This window comes from Roseomonas acroporae (assembly GCF_023223525.1).
Classification (GTDB): Bacteria; Pseudomonadota; Alphaproteobacteria; order Acetobacterales; family Acetobacteraceae; genus Roseomonas_E; species Roseomonas_E acroporae.
This window is the reverse complement of the sequence record NZ_JALPRX010000062.1, coordinates 1-26,211: the sequence shown is the minus strand read 5'-3', so window position 1 is coordinate 26,211 and position 26,211 is coordinate 1. Positions and strand designations below refer to the sequence as shown.

27 protein-coding genes and 1 tRNA gene are annotated in these 26,211 nt (G+C 67.0%); 10 read left to right on the top strand and 18 right to left on the bottom strand.

The window, feature by feature from the left end; genetic code table 11:
* Position 1 precedes the first annotated feature (1 nt).
* From trbF to M0638_RS14425, 5 genes are all read left to right on the top strand, one after another.
* Positions 2 to 691 (top strand): conjugal transfer protein TrbF, encoded by a 690-nt coding sequence (gene trbF / locus M0638_RS14445; protein WP_248667703.1) that lies wholly within the window; start codon positions 2 to 4, stop codon positions 689 to 691.
* Positions 688 to 1,761, top strand: coding sequence for a P-type conjugative transfer protein TrbG (gene trbG / locus M0638_RS14440; RefSeq protein WP_248667702.1), 1,074 nt, complete (start codon positions 688 to 690; stop codon positions 1,759 to 1,761). The genes trbF and trbG overlap by 4 nt, the downstream gene beginning before the upstream one ends.
* Positions 1,758 to 2,960: a TrbI/VirB10 family protein gene (locus tag M0638_RS14435; RefSeq protein WP_248667701.1), complete on the top strand. Its 1,203-nt coding sequence runs from the start codon at positions 1,758 to 1,760 to the stop codon at positions 2,958 to 2,960. Before trbG ends, M0638_RS14435 begins: the two co-directional genes overlap by 4 nt.
* A complete protein-coding gene (locus M0638_RS14430) occupies positions 2,957 to 3,214 on the top strand; it encodes a DUF2274 domain-containing protein (RefSeq protein WP_248667700.1) in 258 nt (85 codons plus the stop codon). The genes M0638_RS14435 and M0638_RS14430 overlap by 4 nt, the downstream gene beginning before the upstream one ends.
* Before the next feature lie 106 nt (positions 3,215 to 3,320).
* Positions 3,321 to 3,569 carry a hypothetical protein gene (locus tag M0638_RS14425; protein ID WP_248667699.1) on the top strand — a complete coding sequence of 83 codons (249 nt, stop codon included), beginning with the start codon at positions 3,321 to 3,323 and terminating at the stop codon, positions 3,567 to 3,569.
* A gap of 53 nt (positions 3,570 to 3,622) precedes the next feature.
* On the opposite strand, the gene M0638_RS14420 is transcribed toward M0638_RS14425, so the two are convergent.
* From M0638_RS14420 to M0638_RS14375, 10 genes are all read right to left on the bottom strand, one after another.
* Positions 3,623 to 4,780, bottom strand: coding sequence for a cation:proton antiporter (locus M0638_RS14420; RefSeq protein WP_248667698.1), 1,158 nt, complete (start codon positions 4,778 to 4,780; stop codon positions 3,623 to 3,625).
* A 43-nt stretch (positions 4,781 to 4,823) separates the two neighbouring features.
* Complete coding sequence (gene trxC, locus M0638_RS14415) at positions 4,824 to 5,246, bottom strand: thioredoxin TrxC (protein ID WP_408903624.1); 423 nt, start codon at positions 5,244 to 5,246, stop codon at positions 4,824 to 4,826.
* 51 nt (positions 5,247 to 5,297) lie between these two features.
* Positions 5,298 to 6,140, bottom strand: coding sequence for an SDH family Clp fold serine proteinase (locus M0638_RS14410; protein WP_248667696.1), 843 nt, complete (start codon positions 6,138 to 6,140; stop codon positions 5,298 to 5,300).
* Positions 6,131 to 6,880, bottom strand: a complete 750-nt coding sequence (locus M0638_RS14405; protein ID WP_248667695.1) for a rhomboid family intramembrane serine protease — start codon at positions 6,878 to 6,880, stop codon at positions 6,131 to 6,133. Before M0638_RS14405 ends, M0638_RS14410 begins: the two co-directional genes overlap by 10 nt.
* Positions 6,881 to 6,913: 33 nt before the next feature.
* Positions 6,914 to 7,489, bottom strand: coding sequence for an NADH dehydrogenase ubiquinone Fe-S protein 4 (locus M0638_RS14400; protein ID WP_248667694.1), 576 nt, complete (start codon positions 7,487 to 7,489; stop codon positions 6,914 to 6,916).
* A 192-nt stretch (positions 7,490 to 7,681) separates the two neighbouring features.
* A complete protein-coding gene (locus M0638_RS14395) occupies positions 7,682 to 8,329 on the bottom strand; it encodes an HdeD family acid-resistance protein (protein ID WP_248667693.1) in 648 nt (215 codons plus the stop codon).
* On the bottom strand, positions 8,326 to 9,507 hold the full coding sequence (locus M0638_RS14390; protein ID WP_150357317.1) for a sigma-70 family RNA polymerase sigma factor: 1,182 nt from the start codon (positions 9,505 to 9,507) through the stop codon (positions 8,326 to 8,328). Before M0638_RS14390 ends, M0638_RS14395 begins: the two co-directional genes overlap by 4 nt.
* Before the next feature lie 65 nt (positions 9,508 to 9,572).
* Positions 9,573 to 12,455, bottom strand: a complete 2,883-nt coding sequence (locus tag M0638_RS14385) for an ATP-dependent Clp protease ATP-binding subunit (RefSeq protein WP_282572018.1) — start codon at positions 12,453 to 12,455, stop codon at positions 9,573 to 9,575.
* A 63-nt stretch (positions 12,456 to 12,518) separates the two neighbouring features.
* Positions 12,519 to 14,351: an ATP-dependent zinc metalloprotease FtsH gene (ftsH, locus tag M0638_RS14380; RefSeq protein ID WP_248667692.1), complete on the bottom strand. Its 1,833-nt coding sequence runs from the start codon at positions 14,349 to 14,351 to the stop codon at positions 12,519 to 12,521.
* A 5-nt stretch (positions 14,352 to 14,356) separates the two neighbouring features.
* Positions 14,357 to 14,794, bottom strand: a complete 438-nt coding sequence (locus M0638_RS14375) for a MarR family winged helix-turn-helix transcriptional regulator (RefSeq protein ID WP_248667691.1) — start codon at positions 14,792 to 14,794, stop codon at positions 14,357 to 14,359.
* A 200-nt stretch (positions 14,795 to 14,994) separates the two neighbouring features.
* Here M0638_RS14375 and M0638_RS14370 point away from each other — a divergent pair, with 200 nt between their 5' ends.
* From M0638_RS14370 to M0638_RS14355, 4 genes are all read left to right on the top strand, one after another.
* Positions 14,995 to 15,420 carry an Hsp20/alpha crystallin family protein gene (locus tag M0638_RS14370; RefSeq protein WP_248667690.1) on the top strand — a complete coding sequence of 142 codons (426 nt, stop codon included), beginning with the start codon at positions 14,995 to 14,997 and terminating at the stop codon, positions 15,418 to 15,420.
* A 14-nt stretch (positions 15,421 to 15,434) separates the two neighbouring features.
* Complete coding sequence (locus tag M0638_RS14365; RefSeq protein WP_248667689.1) at positions 15,435 to 15,833, top strand: Hsp20/alpha crystallin family protein; 399 nt, start codon at positions 15,435 to 15,437, stop codon at positions 15,831 to 15,833.
* Positions 15,834 to 15,853: 20 nt separating this feature from the next.
* Positions 15,854 to 16,345: an Hsp20/alpha crystallin family protein gene (locus M0638_RS14360; RefSeq protein WP_248667688.1), complete on the top strand. Its 492-nt coding sequence runs from the start codon at positions 15,854 to 15,856 to the stop codon at positions 16,343 to 16,345.
* A 168-nt stretch (positions 16,346 to 16,513) separates the two neighbouring features.
* Positions 16,514 to 16,945 carry a phosphate-starvation-inducible PsiE family protein gene (locus M0638_RS14355; protein WP_456316041.1) on the top strand — a complete coding sequence of 144 codons (432 nt, stop codon included), beginning with the start codon at positions 16,514 to 16,516 and terminating at the stop codon, positions 16,943 to 16,945.
* A gap of 69 nt (positions 16,946 to 17,014) precedes the next feature.
* On the opposite strand, the gene M0638_RS14350 is transcribed toward M0638_RS14355, so the two are convergent.
* The 8 genes from M0638_RS14350 to fabD all read right to left on the bottom strand — a co-directional run bounded on the left by M0638_RS14350 (position 17,015) and on the right by fabD (position 24,891).
* Entirely contained in the window at positions 17,015 to 17,959 is a 945-nt protein-coding gene (locus M0638_RS14350; protein ID WP_248667687.1) for a LysR family transcriptional regulator, read from the bottom strand.
* 92 nt (positions 17,960 to 18,051) lie between these two features.
* Entirely contained in the window at positions 18,052 to 19,227 is a 1,176-nt protein-coding gene (locus M0638_RS14345; RefSeq protein ID WP_248667686.1) for a Fic family protein, read from the bottom strand.
* Positions 19,228 to 19,441: 214 nt separating this feature from the next.
* Positions 19,442 to 19,518, bottom strand: a tRNA-Arg gene (locus tag M0638_RS14340).
* A gap of 387 nt (positions 19,519 to 19,905) precedes the next feature.
* Entirely contained in the window at positions 19,906 to 20,949 is a 1,044-nt protein-coding gene (mltG, locus tag M0638_RS14335) for an endolytic transglycosylase MltG (RefSeq protein ID WP_248667685.1), read from the bottom strand.
* A gap of 342 nt (positions 20,950 to 21,291) precedes the next feature.
* Entirely contained in the window at positions 21,292 to 22,581 is a 1,290-nt protein-coding gene (gene fabF / locus M0638_RS14330; protein ID WP_345893033.1) for a beta-ketoacyl-ACP synthase II, read from the bottom strand.
* Positions 22,582 to 22,641: 60 nt separating this feature from the next.
* The gene (locus M0638_RS14325; RefSeq protein WP_248667684.1) at positions 22,642 to 22,881 is read right to left on the bottom strand and encodes an acyl carrier protein; all 240 of its coding nucleotides are present in this window, start codon (positions 22,879 to 22,881) and stop codon (positions 22,642 to 22,644) included.
* A 289-nt stretch (positions 22,882 to 23,170) separates the two neighbouring features.
* Positions 23,171 to 23,908 (bottom strand): 3-oxoacyl-[acyl-carrier-protein] reductase, encoded by a 738-nt coding sequence (gene fabG, locus M0638_RS14320; protein WP_248667760.1) that lies wholly within the window; start codon positions 23,906 to 23,908, stop codon positions 23,171 to 23,173.
* Between the two features lie 26 nt (positions 23,909 to 23,934).
* Positions 23,935 to 24,891, bottom strand: a complete 957-nt coding sequence (gene fabD, locus M0638_RS14315; RefSeq protein WP_248667683.1) for an ACP S-malonyltransferase — start codon at positions 24,889 to 24,891, stop codon at positions 23,935 to 23,937.
* 413 nt (positions 24,892 to 25,304) lie between these two features.
* Here fabD and M0638_RS14310 point away from each other — a divergent pair, with 413 nt between their 5' ends.
* Positions 25,305 to 26,063, top strand: coding sequence for an antibiotic biosynthesis monooxygenase (locus M0638_RS14310; RefSeq protein WP_248667682.1), 759 nt, complete (start codon positions 25,305 to 25,307; stop codon positions 26,061 to 26,063).
* Positions 26,064 to 26,211 lie beyond the last annotated feature (148 nt).

Sequence of the window (26,211 nt, the reverse complement as noted above, 5' to 3'; positions counted from 1 at the left end):
AATGGCGCTCTTTCGCCGATCCACGGTCCGCTACGGCCGTACCCCCGAACCCGAGACCCCCTACCAGCGCGCCGCCCAAGCTTGGGATGAGCGAATTGGTTCGGCCCGCGTGCAGGCGAAGAACTGGCGGCTGATGGCCTTCGGCTCACTCGCGCTTTCGATGGGTCTGGCCGGTGGCCTGGTCTGGCAGACCAACCACGGCAGCATCGTCCCCTGGGTGGTGCAGGTCGACAAGCTCGGCCAGGCGCAGGCTGTCGCGCCGGCCACGGCCGACTATGCCCCGAGCGATCCGGAGATCGCCTGGTATCTCGCCCATTTCATCGAAATGGTCCGCTCGCTGCCGGCCGATCCGATCATCGTGCGGCAGAACTGGCTGCAGGCCTACGACTTCACCACCACCTCGGGCTCGCAGGCGCTCAACGACTACGCCCGGGCGAACGACCCCTTCGCCAAGCTGGGCCACCAGCAGATCGCCATCGACGTCTCGAGCGTGATCCGCGCATCGCCGTCCAGCTTCCGGGTCGAGTGGGTCGAGCACCGCTATCAGGACGGCGCGCTCGCCGAGACCTCACGCTGGACCGCGATCCTCACCGTCGCGATCCAGCCGCCAACCTCCGCCGACGTGCTCCGCAAGAACCCGCTCGGCATCTACGTCACTGCCATCAACTGGTCGAAGGAGCTGGGACAATGACCCCGCCGATTTCCATGGAAGCCGGCGGTCCGGCTTCACGTCCTTCAGTCTCTCAACCGAGCCAGAAGGGCGGCTTTGCGCCTTTCCGTAAATCCGGCTTCGCGGCTCTGCTGCTGTCCGTGACGGCGCTCGGCGGCTGCGCCCACAAGTTCATTCCGCCCGACATCAACTACGACAACGCCGTGCCGGCGAAGCTCTCCGTCGATCCCCCGGCGCCGGTGAAGATCGTCGAGCTGCCGAAGCCCTTGCCGCTGCCCGGGCAGTTGAAGCCCCTTGCCGGCGGGAAGGAGCCGCCGCAATCGACCGATCCAGAGGTGCGCGTCAATCGCGCGAATGCTGCCGCCCGCGTGCAGCCCGTGCGCGACGGCTTCATCAACGCCGTGCAGGTCTATCCCTACTCGGCGGGTGCGCTCTATCAGGCCTACACGGCGCCAGGTGAGATCACCGACATTGCCCTGCAGGAGGGCGAACAGCTCGTCGGCACGGGGCCGGTCGCCGCCGGCGACACCGTGCGCTGGATCATCGGTGACACGGAAAGCGGCGCGGGTCCGACCAAGAAGGTCCACATCCTGGTGAAGCCGACCCGGCCGGACCTGATGACGAACCTCGTCATCAACACCGATCGGCGGACCTATCTCCTGGAGCTGCGCTCGACCGAGAAGACCTATATGGCGTCGGTCTCCTGGCAATATCCCGAAGACCAGCTCATCGCGTTGCGCCAGCAAAATGCGGCGGCTGAAACGGCCGCGCCGATCGCCACCGGCCTCGATCTCGCCGCGATCAACTTCCGCTACGCGATCGAGGGTGACAATCCCGCCTGGCGGCCGCTGCGCGCCTTCGACGACGGCCAGAAGGTCTATATCGAATTCCCGTCCGGCATCCGCCAGGGCGAAATGCCGCCGCTCTTCGTCATCGGTCCGGCCGGCGGCTCCGAGCTGGTGAACTATCGCGTTCGCGCCAACTACTACATCGTCGACCGCCTGTTCGCCGCGGCCGAACTCCGTCTCGGCGACAAGGATAGCGAGCGGCGCGTCCGCATCGTCCGCACCGATGGAAGGCCGCGGTCATGACGGACGAACCGGAAGAACAAGCGCCGGCGCCAGCGCCTGTCGTGCCTTCCGATTTGCGGCTCCGGGGCGAGCGGCCGCGCGTCACGCGCCTCTCGCGCAAGGTGCTGATCACGCTCGGCGCCGTGTCGGCCCTCGCGATCGCGGGCGCTCTCGGCTACGCCCTTCAGACCCGGAACAGGTCGCAGACGGGGCAGGAGTTGCTCAGCACCCAAAGCCGCCCCTCGGCCGAGGGGCTGGCCGGGCTGCCGAAAGACTATACCGGCCTTCCGCGCCAGGCGCCCCCACTTGGGCCGCCGTTGCCCGGAGATCTCGGCAAACCCATCCTGAATGCCGGCGCCGCGCCAAATACCAGCGTTTCGGCAACCACGCCCGATCCCGCGGCGCAGCGGCTGGCTCAGGAGACCGAGGCAGCGCGCGTAAGCCGCCTGTTCGCCCAGACCAATCAGCAGCCGCAGCCGGTCGGCCTCGTTGCTCCGTCGGCGATGGCTACACAGGGCGGTCCGACACCCACGCCACCCGCCGATGCTGGGTCCGCGCAGAACATGCAGGATCGCAAGACCGCGTTCCTCAACGCCGCGACGGACAAGCGAACGGTCAGTTCCGACCGCCTCGAAGCCAAGGCTTCGCCCTATGTCGTGCAGGCGGGAACCGTGATCCCTGCGGCGCTCATCACCGGCATTCGCTCCGATCTTCCGGGCCAGATCACTGCCCAGGTGACGGAGGCCGTCTACGACAGCCCGACCGGGCAATACCTGTTGATCCCGCAGGGCGCGAAGCTGATCGGTCAATACGACAGCTCGGTCGCCTTCGGTCAGAGCCGCATCCTTCTCGTCTGGACGCGCATCATCATGCCGGACGGCAATTCCATCGTGCTGGAACGACAGCCGGGCGCCGATACGCAAGGCTATGCGGGGCTCGAAGACGAGGTCGATAACCATTGGGGCATGCTGTTCAAGGCCGCCGTCCTCTCGACCCTGCTCAGCGTCGGCGCCGAAGCCGGTACGAGCCAGAACGAGAACAATCTCGTCCAGGCGATCCGCTCGGGCGCTTCGAACTCGATCAGCCAGACCGGCCAGCAGATCGTGCAGCGCCAGCTCAACATCCAGCCGACGCTCACTATCCGACCGGGCTTCCCGGTTCGTGTCATCGTCACGCGCGACCTGGTGCTGGCGCCCTACGGCCACGGAGGGACTCCATGACAAAGCTCAAGCTCGGGCCGCTGCCCGACGACAAGCCGGTCAAGGTGAGCGTCGAACTGCCCGCCGCCGTGCATCGCGATCTCGTCGCCTATGCTCAGGTGCTCGGCCGGACGAGCGGCCAAACGGCGCCGGAGCCTTCGAAGCTCATCGTGCCCATGATCGAGCGATTCATGGCGACCGACCGAGCCTTCGCCAAGGCGCGACGCGATCGAGCCGGTCAGGTCGCCGGCGGTTCAGCTGAGAAGTCGGCATAGTGTTCGCGCAGCATGTCGAGCAAACGGCGCAGCCTTCCAGCGGGGCACACAAACTCGGTGGCAGCTTTCCGCGAACGACGCAACTGGTGCGCCGACGCTGACCGACATGGGCGAGAGCGTCCCCATCGTGACAGGCGGCGTGCTAACCCTGTGCATGACAGCATCGCCCAACGGCAGTTCCGTCTGGGCGCTCGTTGTCGCCGAGGTCTCCGGCGCGGTCTTCGAGCAGGAGATCACCGCCGCCCCGCCAGCGGCTACGCGGTTCCTGTCGCCACGACCCTTCCCAAACACCGGCGCGACGACCTCCGCCGTCGCCGATGACTGTGTCAAGGTGTATCTGCAGATGGAGTTCTGATCCATGAGCTTCCTGCGTGGAGCGTAGATAGGGGAAGGCCGGGACTTTCGCTCTCAGGTAACCGCAGCGCATTGCCGCGCTGTCCACCGGACGAGCAGACTCCCCCCCAGCATGCTGATCCCGATGGCAAGGAGAAGTGGGCTAGCGATCATGTCGGAGAGGAGTCCCGAGGAAATGGAAACGGAAATAAGCATGAGGCCGAATTCGCCCCCATGCCCAAGTATCATGCCGGCCCTGCGCATGATCTCCACTTCCTCGCCGAACAGCGTCCCGAGCAGAACCACAATAAGCGCCTTGCCGACGATCAAGATCGCCAACCAGATCAGCACGGCAGGCCAGACATAGGGGATAAGCCCGAGGGGCAGTTTCGATCCGATGCCGATGAAGAAGATGCCCACGAACAGATCGCGAAACGGCCGGATCTCCTTTTCGACGACATGGCGCGCATCTCCTTCTCCGATGATCATTCCGGCCGCGAAGGCGGCGAGCGCGGGCGATAGACCGACGGATGTCGCAGCAATCGCCGACCCGAGGGCAATCGACAGAGCCAGAAGCTGCGCCAACTCGGACTCCCGCTGCCTAGCCGTCCATCTGGCCAGGGCCTGAAGCGGTCCCCGCGCGACAAGGAGCGCCGTCACAAGCGTCGCTGCGCCGCCTATCATGGTTGCGACGCCGTTCCCTTCGGCCGTGCCGGTTGCCGAGTCGTGCATGAGCAGCAGCCCGACCGCTGCCAGATCCTGAAACAACAGAACCGAGATCGCCAGCCGACCAGCCGGAGACCCAAGCGCATTCGCTCCCGCAAGCACCTTGAGGCACATCGCCGTGGAAGACATGGCAACCGCCCCGCCCAGCAGGATCGCCGGGACGGGGGCGAGATCCAGCACGAAGGCTGCAGGGAGGGCGATCAGAACAGTGGTCAACGCGACTTGGGCAGCGCCGATCCCGAACACATGCCGACGGAGCGAGGCGAGCTTCTCGAAGGAGAACTCGAGCCCGAGCGCGAACAGCAGAAGGATGACACCGATCTCGCCTATGGTGGCGAGCCCCTCGCTTTCGGCAAGGAGCCCGCTAACCGCCGGCCCGATGAGCACGCCGGCGAGGATGTATCCGGCAATGTTGGGCACCCCCACACGCGCGCAGACCATCAGCAGCACATAGGCAGCAAGGACAAGCACCGCCGCGCTCTCGAGCAAGCCGGTCAGGCCGTGCATGGTCGGGTCCGCTCGCGGTTGCGTGGAGGGAGAGATGGAACGATCATGCCTGCGCGCGCACCCATTGCACGATCTGGGCGGCCGACATCGCCCCGCTCGTTCGCGCGATCTCCCGACCGGCTCTGAAGAGGATCATGGTCGGAATGCCGCGGATGCCGTAGCGCCCGGCGATCTGCTGCTCGACTTCGGTATCGAGCTTGCCGAGGCGGAAATGGGGTTCGAGCGAACGCGCCGCCGCCTCGAATTGCGGTGCCATCACCTTGCACGGTCCGCACCAATCCGCCCAGAAATCCACCAGCAGCGGCAATTCGGCATTGGCGTGCCGGTCGAAATTGGCCGCGGTGAGCGCGACCGGCCGGCCCTCGAACAAGGCGGCGCCGCAGCGACCGCAGTTGGGGTTGTCCGTCAGTCGCTCCTGCGGAACGCGATTGACGGAACTGCATTTCGGGCAAGCGACGGTGGGCATTCTGTTCTCCATTTGAGTGTCGCTTCGGCGGGGCAGACAGGCCGGTGCCGTTCAGTGCGAGGCCGGGGCCCCGCGGGTTTCCCGGTGCCGCGGCTCCGGCAGGTATTCTACACCGCCGCCCTGGCGGCGCACGGGCTGCGGATAGAGGGTCATCAGCTCGAGGATTTCCTCCGGCATTTCGGTCCGTACCGGCAGCCCCATCTCGCGCGCCTCGTCGGCGGAGATCGGATAGTCATGGGTCCAGGTGCCGGTGGCCAGCTGCGACGCCACCGCTGCCGCCCTTTTCGCGTCCATCTTGTCGAACAGCAGCCGCCGCACCGCCGCTTCGACCTGGGCGATTGCCTTGCGACCGACATCGGCCATGATCAACGTCTGGTCGTCGATCTCGGCAATCGGCTTCTGCTCCACGACCCTGATGAGGGAAGCGGCCGGCATCTGCCCGAGTTGCGGATCGACCGGACCCAGCACGGAGTGGTCGCACATCACGATCTCGTCTGCGGCCAGAGCGATCAGGGTTCCCCCCGACATGGCATAATGCGGCACGAAAACCGTGACCTTGCCCTTGTGTCCCTGAATGGCGCGGGCGATCTGCGTGGCGGCAAGGACCAGCCCGCCCGGCGTATGCAGCACGATGTCGAGCGGCATCTCGGCGTCCGTCAGCTGGATCGCGCGAAGAACCTCTTCGGAATCATTGACGTCGATATAGCGAACCAGGGGAAAACCCAGGAGGTTCATCGTCTCCTGCCGGTGAATCATCAGGATCACCCGGCTTCCGCGCGCCCTCTCTATCTGGGCGATCTTCCGGGTGCGCATCGCCTCGAGATATTTCCGCTGCAGCACCGGCTGCAACGCCGAGACGATGAAGAACAGCCACAGCAGTTGCATCAGATCCATGGACGTCCTCCTCCGTTTCTCCGGCCATCCGGCAGGAAGCCGTAGATCCCCTCGTCGCGGTAGTATCTGCGATAGGTGCCGGCGGGCTTGCGCAGAAGCGGCGTGGCAAGCCAGCCGGCGACGAAGCCACCGATATGCGCCCACCAGGCGATCCCCCCGCTTGCCGTGTCGCCGAGCGACACCAGTCCGGGGATGACCTGCATCGCGAACCAGATCACGGCGAAGGCCAGCGCGCTGACCTCGAAGAACAGGGGGATGAACAGGATCGGCACGATCACCACCAGCCGCGCCGCCGGGAACATCCGCGCATAACACCCGATCACTCCCGCGATAGCGCCTGATGCGCCGAGGGCGGGGACAACCGAGTCGGGGTTGGCTAGGGCATGGGCGAGCCCCGCGGCCACGCCGCAGAACAGATAGAAGGCCGTGAACCGCACCGTCCCGAGCCGGTCTTCCACGGCCGGGCCGAAGATCCAGAGCGTCCACATGTTGAGGATGAGGTGAAGCCAGCTGGCATGCAGGAAGATGTTCGTCAGGAACGGCGTCCAGTCGGACGGTGCGATCAGGCGGAGGCGGCCGAAGACGCGCGACGGCACCAATGCGAAGTCGAACAGGAACCGATCCAGCATGTGCGGTGGCAGGCTGGTCTGATAGAGGAACGCGAGGACGTTCGTGCCGATGAACGCCCATACGATGAGGGGCGGATGGCGGCGCGCGACGGTGTCTGCCCACGGGAACATGCTACGCCTCCGCGCGCCTGAAGCCGTCCGCCGTCACGTCTTCTTCCCCGCGAATGTCACACCCGTCCAGACCGGAGGATCGGAGGCGGGGAAGGATTCGAGAGAGGCTTCGAGTACAGGGTCGAAACCCTCCCGGTCGCTGGAAGACAGGTCGTCCGCGCCCTCATGCTCGACGGCGCGCGAGAGGCGGTGATCGTTGCTGCCGCGATCAGGGCGGAACGGGATCCGGAAGGCTCCCGGGGCATCGGCGCCCCTGTGCAGCCGATGCCGCGCCTCGCCCGCCCAGTGGTTCGCCGCCCGGGCCTCTCCGACGTCCTCGTGCACGACATAACGCCAATCCTGCCGCTCGGCGAAGTTCACGGCGCTGTCCCGGTCGGGGAACTTCAGCCGGATCGGGCGATAGGGGTCGTCGCTGGACGTGTATCCCATCAGCGGCTCGATCTGCGGCGGCCGGGATGGCTCGAACTCGAGGACCCAGTATCTGGGCCGAGGCGCTGATGTCATCGCGGAACGGGCCGGACGGTAGATGATCGCGGTCGGCACGTCCCATGATCGCAACTCGGTTCCGGGAATCTTCGGCGGAAACGGCGGTTGATTATGGCCACGCATTTTCACGATCCTTATGTGGTCTGGGCTTCTCCCTATGCTGCGTATGATCCCTGTCCCGCACGAAGACCGGTGTCGGTCCGCTGCCGAAGGGATTGAAGCCGGCGCTCAGGCAACGATCGAAGATCGTCTCGTCCCATCGAGAGAAATCGTTCTCGCCGCCGGCGAGGCGCCGGTCATCTGTCACAGCGTACATCACGCCTCCGCCGACCGGGGCTGGCCAGCAATGGTTCCGTCGTCCGGGCGATCCGCCTTGCGGAGCCGCAGCCCGAGGAGGATCATCATCACCCCGAAGATCGCGGCGTAGAAGCCGATCAACCAGCCGAGCGCGAGAAAGCTTTCGAGCGGACGCGTCAGCAGCATCCAGGTCACGACGACACCGAGAACGACCGAGAGAAGGCCGCCCAGGATCAGCCAGATTTCGCCGTTGATTTCCTTTCGCAGGCGGATCGCTGCCGCGATCTCGAGGGCACCCGAGAACACGGACCAGAAGGCAATACTGGCCCAAAGGAACGTCGCTAGGACGAGTGTGGCAACGAAGGGCGAGATCACGACGACGATTCCCGTGGCGATGCCGAGCAGGCCGCTGACCATGAGCCAACCCCACCGCCGGCCCTTCCGGATGTTGCGAATGGCGGAGGTCAGGCCTAACACGCCATCGGCGAAGGAAAAGGTGCCGAATAGCAGCGTCAGAGCCAGGAGCGATTCAGCCGGCATCAGGAACGCAAGCGCGGCGATGATCAGCGCCAGCACGCCGCGCAGGATGAACAGCCACCAGTTGCGCGTCAGCGTGCAGAGCATGTCTTCGATGTCCCGGGCCGGGTTGAGCGAGTTGATGTTCATTTGATGCGTCCTCCTGGATGATCGGGTGAGCTTTCGGCATGCGACAGGATGGCCGCCTCGCCGTGCATCGCAATGACGATCCGCTGCCGTTCGAGGATCGGTTGGGGCAGGCGCGCCGTGCGGGCGATTTCCTGTTCCAGGTTCGCGGTTTCGACGGTTTCGCCCGCGAACCCGGCCTCGATCAGTTTCGCGCGAAGAAAGGCGGCCGCGGACAGGGCGATCCGGTCTACCTCGGCCGCATCCAGGCCGAGCGCCGCGGCGGCCTCGGCCGGCGTGCCGTCGGCAAGGTGGATCCGCTCCAGCACGCGGCGCCAGAGCGCCGGAAGCTGGGCTATCGCGCGATGCAGCGACTGCGCCAGTTCATGCCGCTCAGCTTCTCTCTCGGGATCGGTCACGCTGTCGTCCGCGACGAGATCCTCGAGCCGCAACACGTCATCGGGCTGGTGGAATTCGGACAATTCCTGATCGGCTTCGGTCGGATCCTCTGCGGGCTTCTCCGGCTCGGCGTCGAGCGAGGCGGCGTCCTCGGGCAGGGCCCGGCGGGCCGCGCGTCCCTCCTCCTCGATGGTCTCGTGGGCCAGCCGCAAGAGCCAATCGCCGACCGAGAATTCCGTCGGCCGCGTCTCGAACCGTTCGAGCCCCTTCAGAACCACCGCATCGACCAGATCGTCCACCCCGAGCCTGCCCGGCGGCACCGATCCGCCGGCTTCGAGATAGGTCAGTTCGCGCCGGACGGCGTCATAGACCCGGTCCAGATGATCCTTGATCAGGTCGAAATAGGCCGCCCGCCGGTCGGCCTCGGCTGCATCGCGGGCTGGCGGCAGAAGTGCGCCGATCCGGCGGCGGCGGGCGGGGCGCTTCCAGTCCGACTCGTGCTTGAGGCGCCCCACATGCCGGTCCAACCGATGCCGCAGGTCGGCAAAGGCCTTGCGCAGGACGGGCTCGATCTCGAACCCCTCTTCCTGTGCCGCGATCACGCCCGAGGGCATCTGCAGGCGCAGGCTGACATGGATGCGCGTCTTGCCCATCGTCTGCGAGACGGTGACATCGAGCCGCACGAGATCGTCGCGGAAGCGCTTCAGATGCGACGCGAGTTGCCGGGCCTCCTCCTCGATCACTTCAGGGGCGCGCTGCTGACCGTGACGGTCAAGGTTGCGGAATGCCTTCAGGATTTTCATGGATCTCGTGCCTCTTGCGGAACGCCGGGCGCGAGATCGCGCCGCGCCCGGCCCGGGTGTCCGGCTCAGTCCGCCGTCCTTTCGTCCGCTGCGCCCTGCGGTGCCTCCGCGCCGGCTACGCCCGAAGGCGCAGACTTCTCGGCCCCACCGTCAGCCGCATCGGCCTGATCGGCCGGGCTGTCCTCGCCGGCGGCCTTCGCGATTTTCTCGAAAACGACCTTCTGCGCCTCGGGCGACCAGGCGACGCGCACCTTGTCGCCATCGCCGATGCGGCCGGAGAGCATTTCGCGCGCAAGCTCGGTCTCGAGTTCCGAGCGGATCAGCCGGCGCAATTCGCGGGCGCCGAATTCAGGCCGGAAGCCCACCGCGCCGAAATGGTCCACGACGCTCGCGTCGAAATCGAGCTCCACCCCCTGGGTCAGCGCCGTCCGCTTGACCCGGTTGAGTTGCAACTCGACGATCTGGCGGATCTCCGACTGATTCAGCGAATGAAAGACGATGATCTCGTCGATCCGGTTGATGAACTCTGGCCGGAAATGACCGCGCAACACCTCCATCAGTTCGGATTTCTGCTTGGCCTCGTCGAACTCACTGCTGCCGCGTTTCGTGAGGTTGCGCTGGATGATGTCCGAACCGAGGTTCGAGGTGGCGATGATGATGGTGTTAGTGAAGTCCACCACGCGGCCCTTGCCATCTGTCAGGCGGCCATCGTCGAACACCTGAAGCAGGATGTTGTAGACATCGGGATGCGCCTTTTCGATCTCGTCGAGGAGCACGACCGAGTAGGGCCGACGGCGCACCTTCTCCGTCAGCTGCCCGCCTTCGTCGTATCCGACGTAGCCCGGAGGTGCGCCAACCAACCGGGCAACCGAGTGGCGCTCGCCATACTCCGACATGTCGATACGGATCAGCGCATCCTGGTCGCCGAAGATCACCTCCGCGAGCGTCTTGGCCAGTTCCGTCTTGCCAACCCCGGTCGGCCCGAGGAACAGGAAGGTCGCGGTCGGACCGGAACCTTCGCGCAGACCCGCTCGCGCCAGGCGCACCGCATCGGCCACGGCGCGGATCGCCTCCTCCTGGCCGATGACGCGCTCGTGCAGCTTGTCTTCGAGCTTCAGGAGCTTGTCCTTCTCCTCGGTGGTGAGATCGGTGACCGGAACGCCGGTGATCTTCGACACGATCTGAGCCACATGATCGGTGCGCACCTCGGCGGTCGCCGAAGCCTGATCGCGCTTCCAGATCTCCAGAAGCTCGTCCAGCTCCTTCTGCTTCTGCTCCAGCTCCTTCTTCAGTTCTGCTGCTCGGTCGAATTGCTTGCGGGCTGCGGCATAGTCCTGTTCGCGCTTGATCTGCGCGACCTCGGCTTCGAGTTCCTGCACGTCCACGGGCCGCGCAGTGGCCGAGATCTTCACCCGCGCCGCGGCCTGGTCGATCAGGTCGATCGCCTTGTCGGGCATGAAGCGACCGGTGATATAGCGATCCGAAAGCTCCGCGGCGGCGATGATCGCCTCGTCGGTGATCGTCACCTTGTGGTGGCTTTCGAGCGTGTCGCGCAGCCCGCGCAGAATCATGATCGTCTGTGCGACCGTGGGCTCGTCCACATAAACCGGCTGGAACCGTCGCTCGAGCGCCGCGTCCTTCTCGATGTATTTCTGGTACTCGTTGAGCGTCGTCGCGCCGATCAGGTTCAACTCGCCCCGCGCCAGCGCCGGCTTGAAGGTGTTGGCGATGTCGAGACCACCTTCGCCACCGCCCTGGCCGGCGCCGACGATGGTGTGCATCTCGTCGATGAACAGGATCAGGCTGTCCTTCTCCTCGGTGATCTCCTTGAGGATCTTCTGGACTCGCTCCTCGAACTCGCCGCGATACTTCGACCCGGCCACCATCGAGTTGATGTTGAGCTCGACCAGCCGCTTGTCGCGCAGCGCCTCGGGCACTTCGCCCGCGACGATCCGTTGTGCAAGTCCCTCGACGATGGCGGTCTTGCCCACGCCGGGCTCGCCGATCAGCACCGGGTTGTTCTTCTTCCGGCGGGCCAGCACTTCGATCGTCGTCTCGATCTCGCGGGCGCGGCCGATGACGGGATCGAGCTTGCCATCGCGGGCGAGCTTCGTCAGGTCACGGCTGAACTGGTCGAGATCGGGGGTGTTCGACGGAGTCTCGACGCGGCCTTCCTCGGCTCCCTTGCCGACCACCTTCGTCACCTGCTGACGCAGTGCCTGCGGCGTCAACCCCAGCTTGCGCAGCATCGCCGCGGCCAGGCCTTCACCTTCCTCGGCAAGTCCGATCAGAAGGTGCTCGGGACCGACATAGGAATGGCCGAGTTCGTTAGACGCGATGAACGCGCGATTCAGCGCATCCTTGAGGCGCGGACTGACGCCGATCTCGCCCGACGCCTTGGCCTCTCCGCGCTTTGCGTCCTTCTCGATCTGCCGGCGCAGATCGTCCACATTGACCTTGAACTGTTCCAGGATCGTCTTGACGACGTCGGACGAGGTCAGCGCCAGAAGCAGATGTTCGGTATCGACCTCGCTGCGCCCGAATTCTCCTGCCTTCTGTGCGGCCTCCTGCAATAGTTTGTTGCCCTGTTCGCTCAGCCGGTCAGCGATGGTGCGTCCGCCGCCGCGCCGCGATCCACGCCGCGGCGCGCCCTCTCCGAAAGTGGCGTCGACGACCTCGTCATCACCGTCGCCCATGGAGCCCAGCGTGCCGCCCCGCAACGGGCTGTCGCCAAAGAGGCTGCCGAAACCGCTGTCGCCGAAGAACTCGTCAAGAAGGGAATGCCGTCCGAACAGGGACTCCAGCGGCGAGGCGCTGCGGCCCGACCGGCGCACCATCTCGCGGTAATGCTGGTCGCAAAGCTCCATGTTCTGAATTCTGCCGTTCACCGAGGCGCGCACGCGCGCCGTCGCCGGGCGACCGCAAATATCGCAAGCTCCGTTTGCCATTTGTCTTCTCCTTTATCTTTATCCAGTCAGGGTTATCCGCCGATCATCTGCGCAGTGACAGTGTCACGCAGCGACCGCTTCCGTTCTTTTCACCTTGGACCCAATTGCCACCAGATCGGGCTCGTCCAGTGTCTCTCGTTGCAGGAGATCCTGCGCCGATTGCTCGAGAAGTTCCCGATTGGTTTCAAGAAGGGTGAGGGTGCGCTTGAAGACGCCATCCACGATGTCGCGCACCTTCAGGTCCATTCGCTCGGCCGTGGCCTCGCTGTAGCGGCGGTTGAGCCAGGACGCCTGATCGCCGGTGCCGAGAAAGCCGGGCCGATCGGTGTCATAGCTGACATGCCCGAGGTCTTCGTCCATCCCGTAACGCGCGACCATGGCGCGGGCGATATCGGTCGCCTTGACCAGATCGTCCGCCGCCCCAGTCGAGACATGATCGTAGATGATCTTCTCTGCCGCGCGCCCGCCAAGCAGGACTGCGATCTTGTTTTCGAGTTCCTCCCGCGTCATCAGGAAGCGGTCCTCGGTCGGGCGCTGGATGGTGTAGCCGAGCGCGCCAATCCCGCGCGGTATGATCGAGACCTTGTGCACCGGGTCTAACCCCGGCAGAGCCATCGCCACCAGCGCGTGCCCCATCTCGTGGTGCGCTACGATCTCGCGTTCGCGCGGATTGAGAACGCGGTTCTTCTTTTCCAACCCCGCGATGATGCGCTCGACGGCATTGTTGAAGTCGTCCATCGTCACCGCATCGGCCTTGCGGCGCGTGGCGAGCAATGCTGCCTCGTTGACGAGATTGGCAAGATCGGCGCCCGAGAAGCCGGGCGTGAGCGCTGCGACCTTCTCGGCATCGACGTCCGGGGCGAGCTTCACCTTTTTCATGTGAACGCCAAGAATCTGCACACGTCCCTTCTTATCCGGCCGATCCACCAACACCTGCCGGTCAAAGCGTCCGGCCCGCAACAGCGCCGGATCGAGTATCTCCGGGCGATTCGTGGCCGCAAGCAGCACGATGCCGACTGATGGGTCGAAGCCGTCGAGCTCGGTCAGAAGCTGGTTCAGCGTCTGCTCACGCTCATCGTGGCCGCCAGCGATCTGGCCGGAGGAGCGCGCCCGCCCGAGAGCGTCGAGTTCGTCGATGAAGATGATCGCCGGCGCGGATTTCCGAGCCTGCTCGAAGAGGTCGCGCACCCGCGCGGCACCGACGCCCACGAACATCTCGACGAACTCGGAGCCCGAGATCGAAAAGAAGGTCACGCCGGCCTCACCCGCCACCGCGCGCGCGAGAAGCGTCTTGCCGGTGCCCGGCGGCCCAACGAGCAATATACCTTTGGGGATATGTGCGCCCAGCTTTCCGTATTCGGCCGGGTTCTTGAGGAACTCCACGACCTCCTCCAGCTCGGCCTTGGCCTCGTCCACGCCGGCCACGTCAGCGAAACTGACACCGGTTTCCTTTTCCATGTAAACTCTGGCCTTGCTGCGGCCGACCTGCATGAAGCCGCCGAAGCCTTGCCGCTCGGCGAACTTTCGGAACAGGAGCATCCAGACTCCGAAGAAGACGAGCGCCGGCGCCACCCAGGACAGAATGGTGCCGAACAGCGTATTCTGCGGAACCCCGGTGATCTCCACCCCCGAGCGGTCGATCCGCGCCAGGATCGCGGGATTTACGATTGTGGTGAAAAACTGTCGCTTGCCGCCAATCGGCTCTTTGAACGTGCCGGTGATCGCGTCTGACCCGACCGCAACCGAGGCGATCTTGCCATCGTTTAGATAGCTCTCGAACTGGCTGTAGGTGATGGGGGCGACCGACTGCCAGCCGGCGATCAGGTTCTGAATGAAGAGGATCGCAACGAAGGCGACGATCCAGTACCAGATGTTGTATTCGGTTCTCTTTTCCATGCCGATCAGCCCTTCCCCTGCATCAGCCGCATCCGGATCCGCTCGAGCAGCACAAGCAGGACGCGCCGTTCGTCCGGGGACAAATCCTGCAGGATTTCATCTTCTAGCGCCGATTGCCGGGGCGCGAGTTCATCCAGCATCGCCCTGGCCTTTGGCGTTACCGTGACGATCTGCAACCGCCGGTCGTCGGGTGACGGCGACCGCTCGACCCAACCGCCCTTGACCATGCGATCGACGAGCTGGCCCGCAGTGGCTCGGCCTACCTCCAGCCGCCCGGCCAGATCGCCGATGGTCAGCCCGGGCGAATCCTCGACGTGTGCCGCCGCCATCCAGGACAGGCGGGTCAGGCCGCTATCGCCGATCTCGTTGTCGATCCGCTGCTGGATGAGCTGCGCGACCCGGTGGATCGTCGTCCCGATCAGCGCGATGTCCGAAGCGATCATGGGTATCCTTCCTCCGGCTGCATGACAAACAGGATAGACCGCCTTCCATCCAAGATGCGATGCATGCAACATATATGCTTGCACAATAAATGGAACCGCCTATCTTGATGGGCGGTCTCCGAACCGACATCCGGCCGGCCCGGTTGCCCGGCCGGACCATTCTGCCGGTTCGGGCATCGATCAGCTACAGGAGGCCAGCAATGCTCTATCCGACATATCTGCGCCGCAGCGATCCTTTTGCGCTGATGCGCTCCATGATGCGCGATCTGGACCGCGGTTTCTGGCCGCCGTCCCGCGCAGCGTTCCCGGCGGTGAATGTGTGGCAGGGCTCCGAGGCCGTTGCCGTCACCGCTGAACTTGCGGGTATCGAACCGGGCGATATCGAGATCTCGGTCAAGGACAACGTCCTGACGCTTTCGGGCGAACGCAAGGCGCCCGAGGTTCCCGACGGTGCGCGCTGGCACCGTAATGAACGCGGTTATGGCAAATTTTCCCGCGCTATCCGCCTGCCATTCGCGGCTTCGGATGACAAGGTCGAGGCGAGGATGACGAACGGCGTATTGCGGATCGTCATCAGCCGGCCAGAGGAAGAGAAGCCGAAGAAAATCGAGATCAAGGCGGCCTGAGAGGAGCTGGAACGATGAGCACCGACATTACGCAGGCCACCGAGAAGACACCGACCGACGCGCCTGAAACCACCGGCGGCGGCCGCATCTACCGCCCGCTGACTGATATCGTCGAGACCGATCAGGGCGTCTCCATGATGCTCGAAATGCCTGGGGTCGCCCCCGATGCGGTCGAAATCACGCTCGAAAATCGCGTTCTGACGATCCGCGGCAAGGTTGAGCCCGTGCGGCCAGAAAATCTGGAACTTGCTTATGCCGAATATGGCGAGGGCGATTTCGAACGTGCCTTCACACTTTCAGAGGACTTCGACCCCGACAGGATCCAAGCCGAGATGCGTGGTGGCGTCCTCACCTTGACGCTTCCCCGAGCCCCTGAAGCGCAGCCAAAAAGGATCGCCGTCAAGGGTGCCTGAAAACCAAAGGAGACCATATCATGCAGATCAAAGACCTCATTCCCTGGGCGCGCAAGGACGGCGCGCCAGAAGCCAAGATCAGCGAAGGCAACCCGATCGCGACGCTCCAGCGAGATATGAACCATGTGTTCGAGAGTTTCTGGAACCGGGTCGGTCATTTCGAATGGCCCTTTGGCAGTGGCGAGGCGAAATCCGATGTGGTTGAGACCGACAAGGCGATCGAAGTGTCGATCGAGTTGCCTGGCATGGAGATGAAGGACATCGAGGTGACGGTCAACGATGACATGTTGACTGTGAAGGGGGAGAAGAAGATCGAGCGTCGGGAGGAGAAGAAGGGATACTATCTCTCCGAGCGCAGCTACGGCGCGATCTACCGGACAATTCCGCTCCCGCCCGGTGTGGACGGCGAAAAGGCGCAAGCATCCTTCAAGAACGGGGTTCTGACGATCAAGCTGCCCCAGACTCCCGAGGCGCAGGCGAAGGTCAAGCGCATCGAGGTCAAGAACGGCTGATTTGCCACATTGGGTGTCGCCGGTTTGCAGTGTCCACTCCGCTCCGTGTGATACCGCGCCGTCTGGCTAGACTAGGCCCCGGGGAGCTTGTCTCCCCGGGGCGGCTTTCGAGGGAGAATGATGATAGACCTGAAAAGATCTTGGCTGACCCGTGAAAAATGGTCGACGATGACGCTCTACGAAAAGTTCGAACAAGTTGTCATCTCCGTCCTCAGTGCCGTCATCGCAGTGATCGTCGTGGCTGCGGTCTGGGCCTTGATTCGCCAGGTTGTGAAGAGCTTGGTTTTGGGGGCATTTGATACGCTTGATTATGAAAACTTCCAGGTCGTCTTCGGGATGATTTTCACCGTGGTGATTGCACTTGAGTTCAAGCGATCTCTTCTGGTGGTGGCCCAGCGCAGCTTCGGGATCCTTCAGGTCCGCACGATCGTGCTGATCGCCCTTCTTGCCATAGCGCGCAAGTTCATCATCCTCGACCTCAGCGAGACAGAGTCGGCCAAGATCGCTGCCCTGGCCGCTGCCGCCCTCGCGCTCGGGGTGGTACACTGGCTGGTGCGCGATCAGGACCGTCGCGATCGGTCTGGGGGCGAGCCGCCATGACTGCGGACCCGCCGGCCCAGGGCGACCGACCGATCGCGCCTTCGCCAAGGCGCGTCGCGATCGAGCCGCTCAGGTCGCAGGCGGTTCGGCCGAGAAGTCGGGATAGTTTTCGCGCAACATCGCCAGGAACGATCCCAGCGCGGGATTGCTGTTCGTATCTCGCCAACAGGCCATGAATTTGACTTGGGTCGGACCGTCGTCGTCCCAGACTTCCCGGTAGACGACCCCTTCGTAGCGGCCCCCCGTCGCGCCCTCGAACATCAGGAGCGTTCCATAATTCGCACTGACCAGGCTCAGCAGCCTGTCCAGTGAAGCGTCTTGATGGACGATGTGCTGGGAGCCCACCGCATGATGGAGCTTCGCCGTGAGCAGCCCTTCCAATTCCGGTCCAGGGCCTTGCTGCGGGACGAGGAACTTTTCATTTGCAAGATCCGCCCAGCGAATCCTCGGATTCTGGCCAAGCGCATGATGCTCGGGGAAAGCCACGATCACCCGCTCGCTCCAGAGTGGAAGCACGCGGCCGTCCCACGCCGTCGCTTGGCCGGTCATGATCGCGACATCGACGGCGTTGCCCGCGAGGGCGCAAAGCAGCCGCTCATGGCTGCCATCGACCGTGCGCACATCCACATCCGGAAAGCGCCGATGGTATTCGACCAGCGTCGTGTGCATGTTCCCTGCCGAAGGAGAGGCATGAACGCCGATCGCCAGCAGGCCAAGTTCGCCACGGCTCCTGCTCCTGAGCCGCTGGAGCTCAGTATCCACGTCATCGAGTATCCGCTTGGCGCTCGCGACGAACTCCAGCCCCACCGTGGTGAGGCGGGTGCCGCCATTCGTTCTTTCGAATAACACCACGCCGAGCTGGCGCTCGATCTCGTGCAGCCGGCGGCTCAGGGTCGATTGGCGTATGTTCAGAGCTTCCGCCGCCTGTCGTAGGCTGCGGTGCTGTGACGTTACGAGCGCCAAACGCAAATCACGAAGCTCTATGTCCACGCCGTTCACATCGCCGGCCCGCATACGCGCCGACGCCTCCTACAAACTGTGCCGCCCCTCCCTGTTCGCCTCCATCTCGATATACGTTGCTCTTGGTTTCGATTTCCCTCGGCGCGTCAGGCCGGCAAGGGATCCGTGCCGCGATCGAGCAAGGCCAGATAGTCCGAATAGGCGTAGATCCGGCCGCGTTGCCGTCCCGTGGTCTCGCGCACGACGTTGATCTTGGCGAGGTTTTCCAGCGCCGTGCTGGCGGTCGGGAAAGAGACGGCGAGTTTCTCGGAGACAGTCTGGATAGTGACGATCGGACTGGCTTGCATCAATTCGTGGACGCGGAGCGCGGATGGGGCCGCGCGACCGAGGCCTGCGATCTGCTGTCGGTGAGCATCGAACATGGCGATGAGATCGCGCGCGGTCGCGGCGGCTTGTTCAGCGGTCTCAGCGACGCCGGTCAGGAAGAACTCCATCCAGGTCTCCCAGGTCCCAGCCTGGCGGACCTCCTGCAGGAGCCGGTAATAGTCGTCGCGCCGGGATTTCAGGAACAGGCTGAGATAGAGGATCGGCTCGCGCAGCACCCCCGCCTCACACAGGATCAGCGTGATGAGCAGCCGACCCAGGCGCCCGTTGCCGTCGAGGAAGGGGTGGATCGTCTCGAACTGGACGTGGGCCAGGCCCGCCCGGATGAGCGGGGGCAGCGCCGCATCCTCGCTGTGCAAGAAGCGCTCGAGCGCATCGAGGCATTCATCTAGCTGGTTCGGCGGCGGCGGCACGAACAGCGCGTTGCCAGGCCGGGTTCCGCCGATCCAGTTCTGTGAGCGCCGGAACTCGCCCGGTTGCTTCGCGGCGCCCCGCCCCGACTTGAGCAGAATGGCGTGCATTTCGCGGATCAGCCGGAGCGACAGGGGAAATCCGCCGCGCATCCGGGAGACGCCGTGCTCGATCGCCGCGACGTAGTTCGAGACCTCGGTGACGTCGTCGAGTTCGACCGCCGGCGCCTCGTGATTTTCGAACAGCAGCAGATCCGACAGCGAGGATTGCGTCCCCTCGATCTGAGACGACAGCAGGGCTTCCTTGCGGACGTACATGTAGAGGAACAAAGGCGTCGAGGGCAGGATCGTCGTCACGCCGTCCAGGCGCCCGACCGCGGCAATGGCGCGTTCGTAGACCTGCATGAACCGTCCGAGTTCGAGCGGCGGATTCGGCGGCAGCGGGGCAGGCACATAGGCCCGCACGCGCTCGCCTCCTGCGCTCGTTTCGACGTAGGCCCCGAGCCTTTGGTTCTGTCCGTCCGCCACGCGCGATCCTTTAATCGGCCTCGAAGCTATTAAAGCATATCGCCATATATCTTAATAGCGGGTGGGGCTAATTCAAGGCTGCCGGCATGAAGATGCGTCCGCAGGCGCGGGCGGTTGGAAGCACGGCAGGACGAGAAAGTGGGCTGGCTCGACATCTTCGAGCCCTCAGCCAACCTAACCCGACTGGCGCCACAAGGCACACATCTAGGGAGGTTGGCGCACCCGACACGATTCGAACGTGTGGCCTCCACCTTCGGAGGGTGGCGCTCTATCCAGCTGAGCTACGGGTGCATCTCAATTTCGCCTAGCCCGACCGACCTATGAGGGTCAACGGATTCGGCCTTCACAAACCAATCCTCCATTGCGGCCGCCGGGCGACTACGCCCCACTATCCGCTGTTCCGCCCCCGTTCTCCGAAAACTGCTTACGCGGTGCTTACGCGAAAATTCTTCGGGGTTGGGCGGCGTCTGTAGGATCACTCAAGCTACTGTTTTCACGAACCTTTCTTCAGTTACTCACTCACGAAACACCCTTGACATCAGCCTTCGGAGGGCAACGCTCTATCCAGCTGAGCTACGGGTCCCCGGCGTCTCCATACCCTGCCCGGCGGACGGGGGGAAGCCCCCCGGGGCATGGGGTTTCGCGCGGCACGCCGAAAACCGGCGCGCCGGCGGCATGTCAGGGCCGCCCGCCCGCCGCCCCGCCGCCCGCCGCCCCGCCGCCCGCCGCGCCGCCGGCAGCGCCCGCGCCGCCCTGCCGGCCCTCGCGCCAGCGGGCGACGTTGCGGTTGTGCTCCTCCAGGGTGCGCGCGAAGGCATGCCCGCCCGTGCCGTCCGCCACGAAGTACAGCTCATCCGTCGTATCCGGCCGCGTGGCCGCGCGCAGCGTCTCCCGGCCCGGCGAGGCGATCGGCGCCGGCGGCAGGCCGGACCGGCGATAGGTGTTGAAGGGCGAATCGCGTTCCAGGTCGGCGCGGCTCAGTGGCCGGTCCAGCACGCCGCCATCGGCCGCCGCGTAGGCCACGGTGGAATCCGCCTGCAGCGGCATGCCGCGCCGCAGCCGGTTGATGAACACGGCCGCGACGCGCGCCCGCTCCTCCGGCTTGCCCGTCTCGCGCTCGATGATCGAGGCCAGGATCAGCGCCTCGCGCGGCGTGGCGAGCGGCAGGTCGGGGGCGCGCGCCTTCCACGCATCGGCCAGGGCGCGCGACATGGCGGCCTCCGCCCGGCGCACCAGGGCGGCACGCTCGTCGTCGCGCTGGTAGGCGTAGGTCTCGGGCAGCACCTCGCCCTCGTCGATCGCCGGCATCTCGCCCCGCAGCGCCTCGGCGCCGGCGATCAGCGATCCGATCTGGCGCGCCGTCAGGCCCTCCGGGATGGTCAGGCGGTGCTGCACCGCCCGCCCCTCGCGCAGGATGTGCAGCACGTCCTGCAGCGAGACCCCGGCGGGAAAGGTGAACTCGGCGGCCCGCAGCGGGCCGGCGTCGCGCGTCAGCCAGGCGACCAGGGCGAAGAAGCGCGGATTGGCGATCACGCCCTGCTCGGCGAGCGCGGCGGCGATGGTCTCGGTGCCGCCGCGTGGCACCACCACCTGCCGCTGCGTCTCCAGCGGTCCGGGCGAGAGCGAGGCGACGCGCCCGACCCAGAAGGCGAGGCCGCCCGCGGCGGCGAGCAGGGCCAGCGCCGACGCGGCGCCGAGCAGGAAGCGCGGGAATCTCGACATGCCTGACGATCCTGCCTTTCTCCGGCCCGGGCCGGGTGCGGAGATGCCGGTGGGCCGGCCGCCGCGGGGGCACGCCTCGGCGGCGGAATCGGGTCCGGCGCATGGCGCATGCCGCCGTCACGGGGCATGTGCCTCTCGGTCATCCCGGCCGGCGGCGGGAAGCCTCGGAAAGGCCCGGCGGAAGGACGCGCGGGCCGGCCGCCGGGAATGACGGTGCCGGATGCGCCCGGGACACTCCCGCGCTCCCCGGCATCGGGACAGGCGGGAGGGCGGTGGCCGCTCCCGCCCCTGCTCCGCCGGAACGACGGCGCCGGTCGGAATACCGGCGGCCCCGCGCGCGCCTCAGGGCGCGGCGCGGAAGACGATGCTGGCGTTGGTGCCGCCGAAGCCGAAGCTGTTGCTCAGCGCCACCTCGATCGGCCGCGGCTGCGCCTCCAGCGGCACGCGGTCGATCACGCTGGCGCGCGAGGGCCTGTGCAGGTTCAGCGTGGGCGGCGCCACCTTGTCGCGGATGGCGAGGATGGAGAACACCGCCTCCACCGCGCCGGCCGCCCCCAGCAGGTGGCCGATCGCCGACTTGGTGGAGGACATGGCGAGGTGCCTGCCGGCCTCGCCGAACACCCGCTCCACCGCGCCCAGCTCCAGGTCGTCGCCCATCGGCGTCGAGGTGCCGTGGGCGTTGACGTACTGCACCTGCTCCGGCCCGATCCCGGCCGAGCGCAGCGCCGCCGACATGGAGCGGTAGGCGCCGTCCCCGGTCTCGGAGGGGGCGGTGATGTGGTACGCGTCGCCGGACATGCCGTAGCCGATCACCTCGGCATAGATCCTGGCGCCGCGCCGCTTCGCGTGCTCGAGCTCCTCCAGCACGACGACGCCGGCGCCCTCGCCCATGACGAAGCCGTCGCGGCCCTCGTCCCAGGGACGCGAGGCCTCGGTCGGGGTGTCGTTGAAGCCGGTGGAGAGGGCACGGGAGGCGCAGAAGCCGCCCATGCCGATCTCGCTGATCGCCGCCTCGGCGCCGCCGGCCACCATCACGTCGGCATCGCCGAGCGCGATCAGCCGCGCCGCGTCGCCCACGGCGTGGACGCCGGTGGCGCAGGCCGTCACGGCCGCGTGGTTCGGCCCCTTGAAGCCGTACTTGATGGAGACGTGGCCCGAGGCGAGGTTGATCAGCGCCGAGGGAATGAAGAAGGGCGAGAGCCGCTTCACCTTGCCCTGGCTGACCGTGACCGAGGCCTCGTAGATCGCCGGCAGGCCGCCGATGCCCGAGCCGATCATCACGCCGGTGGCGCAGCGGCCCGCCTCGTCGTCCTCGGCCGGCGTCCAGCCGGAATCCTCGACCGCCTCGATGGCCGCCACCAGCGCGAGTTGGATGAAGCGGTCCATCTTCTTCTGGTCCTTGACCGGGATCCACTCGGCGAGGTCGAGCCGGCCTTCGGCCCGGGAGCCGGCCGGCACCTGACCGGCGATCTTCGCCGGCAGATTGGCCACGTCGAAGGACTGGATGGCGGAGATACCGCTCTCACCGGCGAGCAGGCGCTGCCAGACGGGCTCGACGCCGACCCCGAGGGGGCAGGCGATGCCCATGCCCGTCACCACCACGCGCCGTGGCGTAATGCCGTTCGCGAACACGTTCCCTATCCCGTCCCTACCGTGCGGCCTGTCCGGGCGATCCCTGCGGGGGTTCCCCGCTCAGGCCGCCTTGTGCTCGTCGATGTACTCGATCGCGTCCTTGACGGTGGTGATCTTCTCCGCCGCGTCGTCCGGGATCTCCACGCCAAAGGCCTCCTCGAAGGCCATCACCAGCTCGACCGTGTCGAGGCTGTCGGCGCCGAGGTCGTCGATGAAGGACGCCTCGGGGGTCACCTTGGACTCCTCGACGCCGAGGTGCTCGACGACGATCTTCTTCACCTTCTCGGCGGTGTCGCTCATCGCGTAGTCTCTCCTTGCTGCCGGCCGTGCAACCCGTGCCGAGCGTCTGCCAACGGAAACCGGTCCGATACTCGTTCGGACCGGGCCCCGCTCGGGTGGCGGGGCTTAACATGGAACACCGGCCCGGCCTAGCGCCGGGCAGCCCGCCCGCAGCCCGTCGCGCGCGCCCCAGCCGTGTCCTGGGCGGGACGCTGTGGCCGGAAGGACACGCACCGGAAAGACGGGCGGCGGGCCGACCCCGCCGCCGCCGCGCCGGGGCGGAATCCCGCCGCGGGGCCGCGGTGGCCCCTCACAGCATCGCCATCCCGCCGTTCACGTGCAGCGTGGCGCCGGTCACCCAGCCGGCCTCCCCGGAAGCGAGGTAGACCACCGCCGCCGCCACGTCCGCCGGCTCGCCCATGCGGCCGAGCGGGATGCGGCCGAGCAGCGCGGCGCGCTGCGCCTCGTTCAGCGCGTCCGTCATCGGCGTGCGGATGAAGCCCGGCGCCACGATGTTGGCGGTCACGCCGCGCGGCGCGATCTCCTGCGCCATCGCCTTGGTCATGCCGATCAGCCCGGCCTTGGCGGCGGCGTAGTTCGCCTGCCCCGGGTTGCCGGTGGCGCCGACGATCGAGGCGATGCCGACGATGCGCCCCGCGCGCCGCTTCATCATGCCGCGCAGCGCGGCGCGGGCCAGGCGGAACGGGGCGCCGAGATCGACGTCGAGCACCGCGCCCCAGTCGGCATCGGTCATGCGCAGCATCAGCCCGTCGCGGGTGAAGCCGGCGTTGTTCACGAGGATGTCGAGCCGGCCGAACTTCTCCTCGACCTCGCCCACCAGCGTGGCGGCCGCCTCGGCCTCGGCGAGCTGGGCGGGGGCGACGAGCGTGCGCTCGCCCAGCTCGGCGGCGAGCGACTCCAGCGCATCGCGGCGCGTGCCGGAAAGCGCGACGCTCGCGCCCTGCGCGTGCAGCGCGCGGGCGATGGCGGCGCCGATGCCGCCGGAGGCGCCGGTGACGAGGGCGACCTTGCCGTCGAGGCGGAACATGCCGGGGGGCGTATCGGTCATCCTGCTCACACCGCCTTCAGGAAGGCTTCGATCTCGACCGGATTGCCGACCGACAGAGCCTTCGCCTCCGGGGCGAGGCGCTTCATCAGCCCGGTCAGCACGCGCCCGGCGCCGAGCTCGGCGAAGCGGTCGCAGCCCATGGCCGACATCGCCTCGATGCTCTCGCGCCAGCGCACCGTGGCGGTCACCTGCTCGACCAGCAGCCGGCGGATCTCGTGCGGGTCGGTCACCTTGGCGGCGGTGACGTTGGCCACCACCGGCACCAGCGGCGCGCGCAGCTCGGCGCGGGCCAGCGCCTCCTCCATCACATGCGCGGCGGGCGCCATCAGCGCGGAATGGAACGGCGCCGAGACCGGCAGCAGCATGGCGCGGCGGATGCCCTCGGCCTTGGCCAGCTCCACCGCCCGCTCCACCGCCGCCTTGTGGCCGGAGACCACCACCTGGCCGCCGCCATTGTCGTTGGCGCACTCCACCACCTCGGTGCGGCCGTCGGGCGCCGGCGCGGCGCGCTCGCAGATGGCGCGGGCCTGCGCCAGATCGGCGCCGAGCAGCGCCGCCATGGCGCCCTCGCCGGCCGGCACGGCCTTCTGCATCGCCTCGCCGCGCCGGCGCAGCAGCCGCGCCGCGGTCGCGAGGTCGAGCGCCCCGGCGGCGGTGAGCGCGCTGTACTCGCCGAGCGAGTGGCCGGCCACCAGCGCCACCTTCTCCGGCAGGCGGAAGCCGCCCTCGCGCTCCAGCACGCGCAGCACCGCCACCGAGACGGCGAGCAGCGCCGGCTGGGCGTTGGCGGTCAGCGTCAGCTCCTCGGCCGGGCCCTCGAACATCAGCCGCGACAGGTGCTGGCCCAGGGCGTCGTCCACCTCCTGGAACACCTCGCGGGCGGCGGGGAAGGCCTCGGCGAGGGCGTGGCCCATGCCGACGGCCTGGCTGCCTTGGCCGGGAAACAGGAGCGCGAGCGCCATGGCGGGACGGTCCTCGATGCGGTTGCTGAGTGGCGGCCGTCCACCGGCCCGACCGGATGCCGGGGCGAAGCGAAGGGGCGGAGCGGCGGATGCGCGAAGGGGCCGGCCGCCATGGCGGTCGGATCGGGGGCGCGGGATTAGTCGCGCGCCGCCCGCTTGTCAACGCCGCGATCGGCGGCGGCCGGCGCCGGGATGGGCCCGGATCACGTCCGCGCCGGACGGCCCGCCCGCCCGGCAGCGCCCCCAAACCACCCAGGGTTGAAGGATATGAACGGTTCCATCCTATTCTGGTTGCGGCAGGACCGGCACGGCGGCGATGCCGATGCCGGCAGCGTCGCCGGCGGCCGCCGTGCCGCCGCCCCGGCCATCCGGGTCCCGGAGGCCGCTCGCTCCACCGAGGGAGGACGACACGAATGCGCCTGCTACGGCTCGCCACGCTCTGCCTGGTCCTTTTCCTGTGCGGCGGCCGGGGCGGCCCGCCGGTCGGCGCCGCCCTGGCGCAGGCGCCGTCCTGGCAGGCCCCGGAAGGGCAACGCGAGTTCTCCGTCACCTATGTCGAGTTCCTGCCGGGCCGGGGCGAGGCCGGCGCGGCCGCCCTGCGCCGGCTGGCCGAGGCGGGCATGTCGCTGCCCGGCGCGATCGGAGTCGCCGCCGCGCGCGAGACCGGCCGGCCGGAATTCTTCACGCTGATCGAGGCCTGGCGGAGCGCCGGGGACGCCCGCGCGGCGCGGGACGACGCGGCGCGGGAGGCCGCGCGGGCCGCGCTGGGCCCGCTGCTGGCGGTGCCGCTCGACGAGCGCGTGGGCATGCCGCTCGCGGGCGGGCTCGGCGCGGCGGCATGGCAGCCGGGGCGCTTCGCGGTGGTGACGCATGTGGACATCATGCCGCCCGGCGCCCCGGCGACGCGCGCGCTGCTCGACCGCTACCTGCCCGCCGTGCGGGCCGAGCCGGGCGCGGCCGGCATCGCGCTGCTCTCCTGGCGCGCGCTGCCGAACCACTGGCAGCTCGTCGAGGTGTTCCGGGACGCCGCGGCCTACGACGCCCACGTCGCGGCGGCGCACACCATGGGGATGCGGGCCGCCATGCTCGGGCTGCAACCCTATGTCGGCGCGCCCTACGATTCCCGGCGGCATCTGATCGTCTTCGCCCTGGGCAGCCCGCCCGGCGAGTGAGCCGGGCAGGCCGGCGGCGGGGCGGCCGGGGCGGGATTGGCCCTTGCCCCGGCCGCCCCGCCGTGCTTAAGGCCGCGCCTTCCCTGCCGGACGCGGAGGCATCGCGCCCGGCTATGCCCGTTTGCGCGCCCATCCCGGGCGCCGCGCA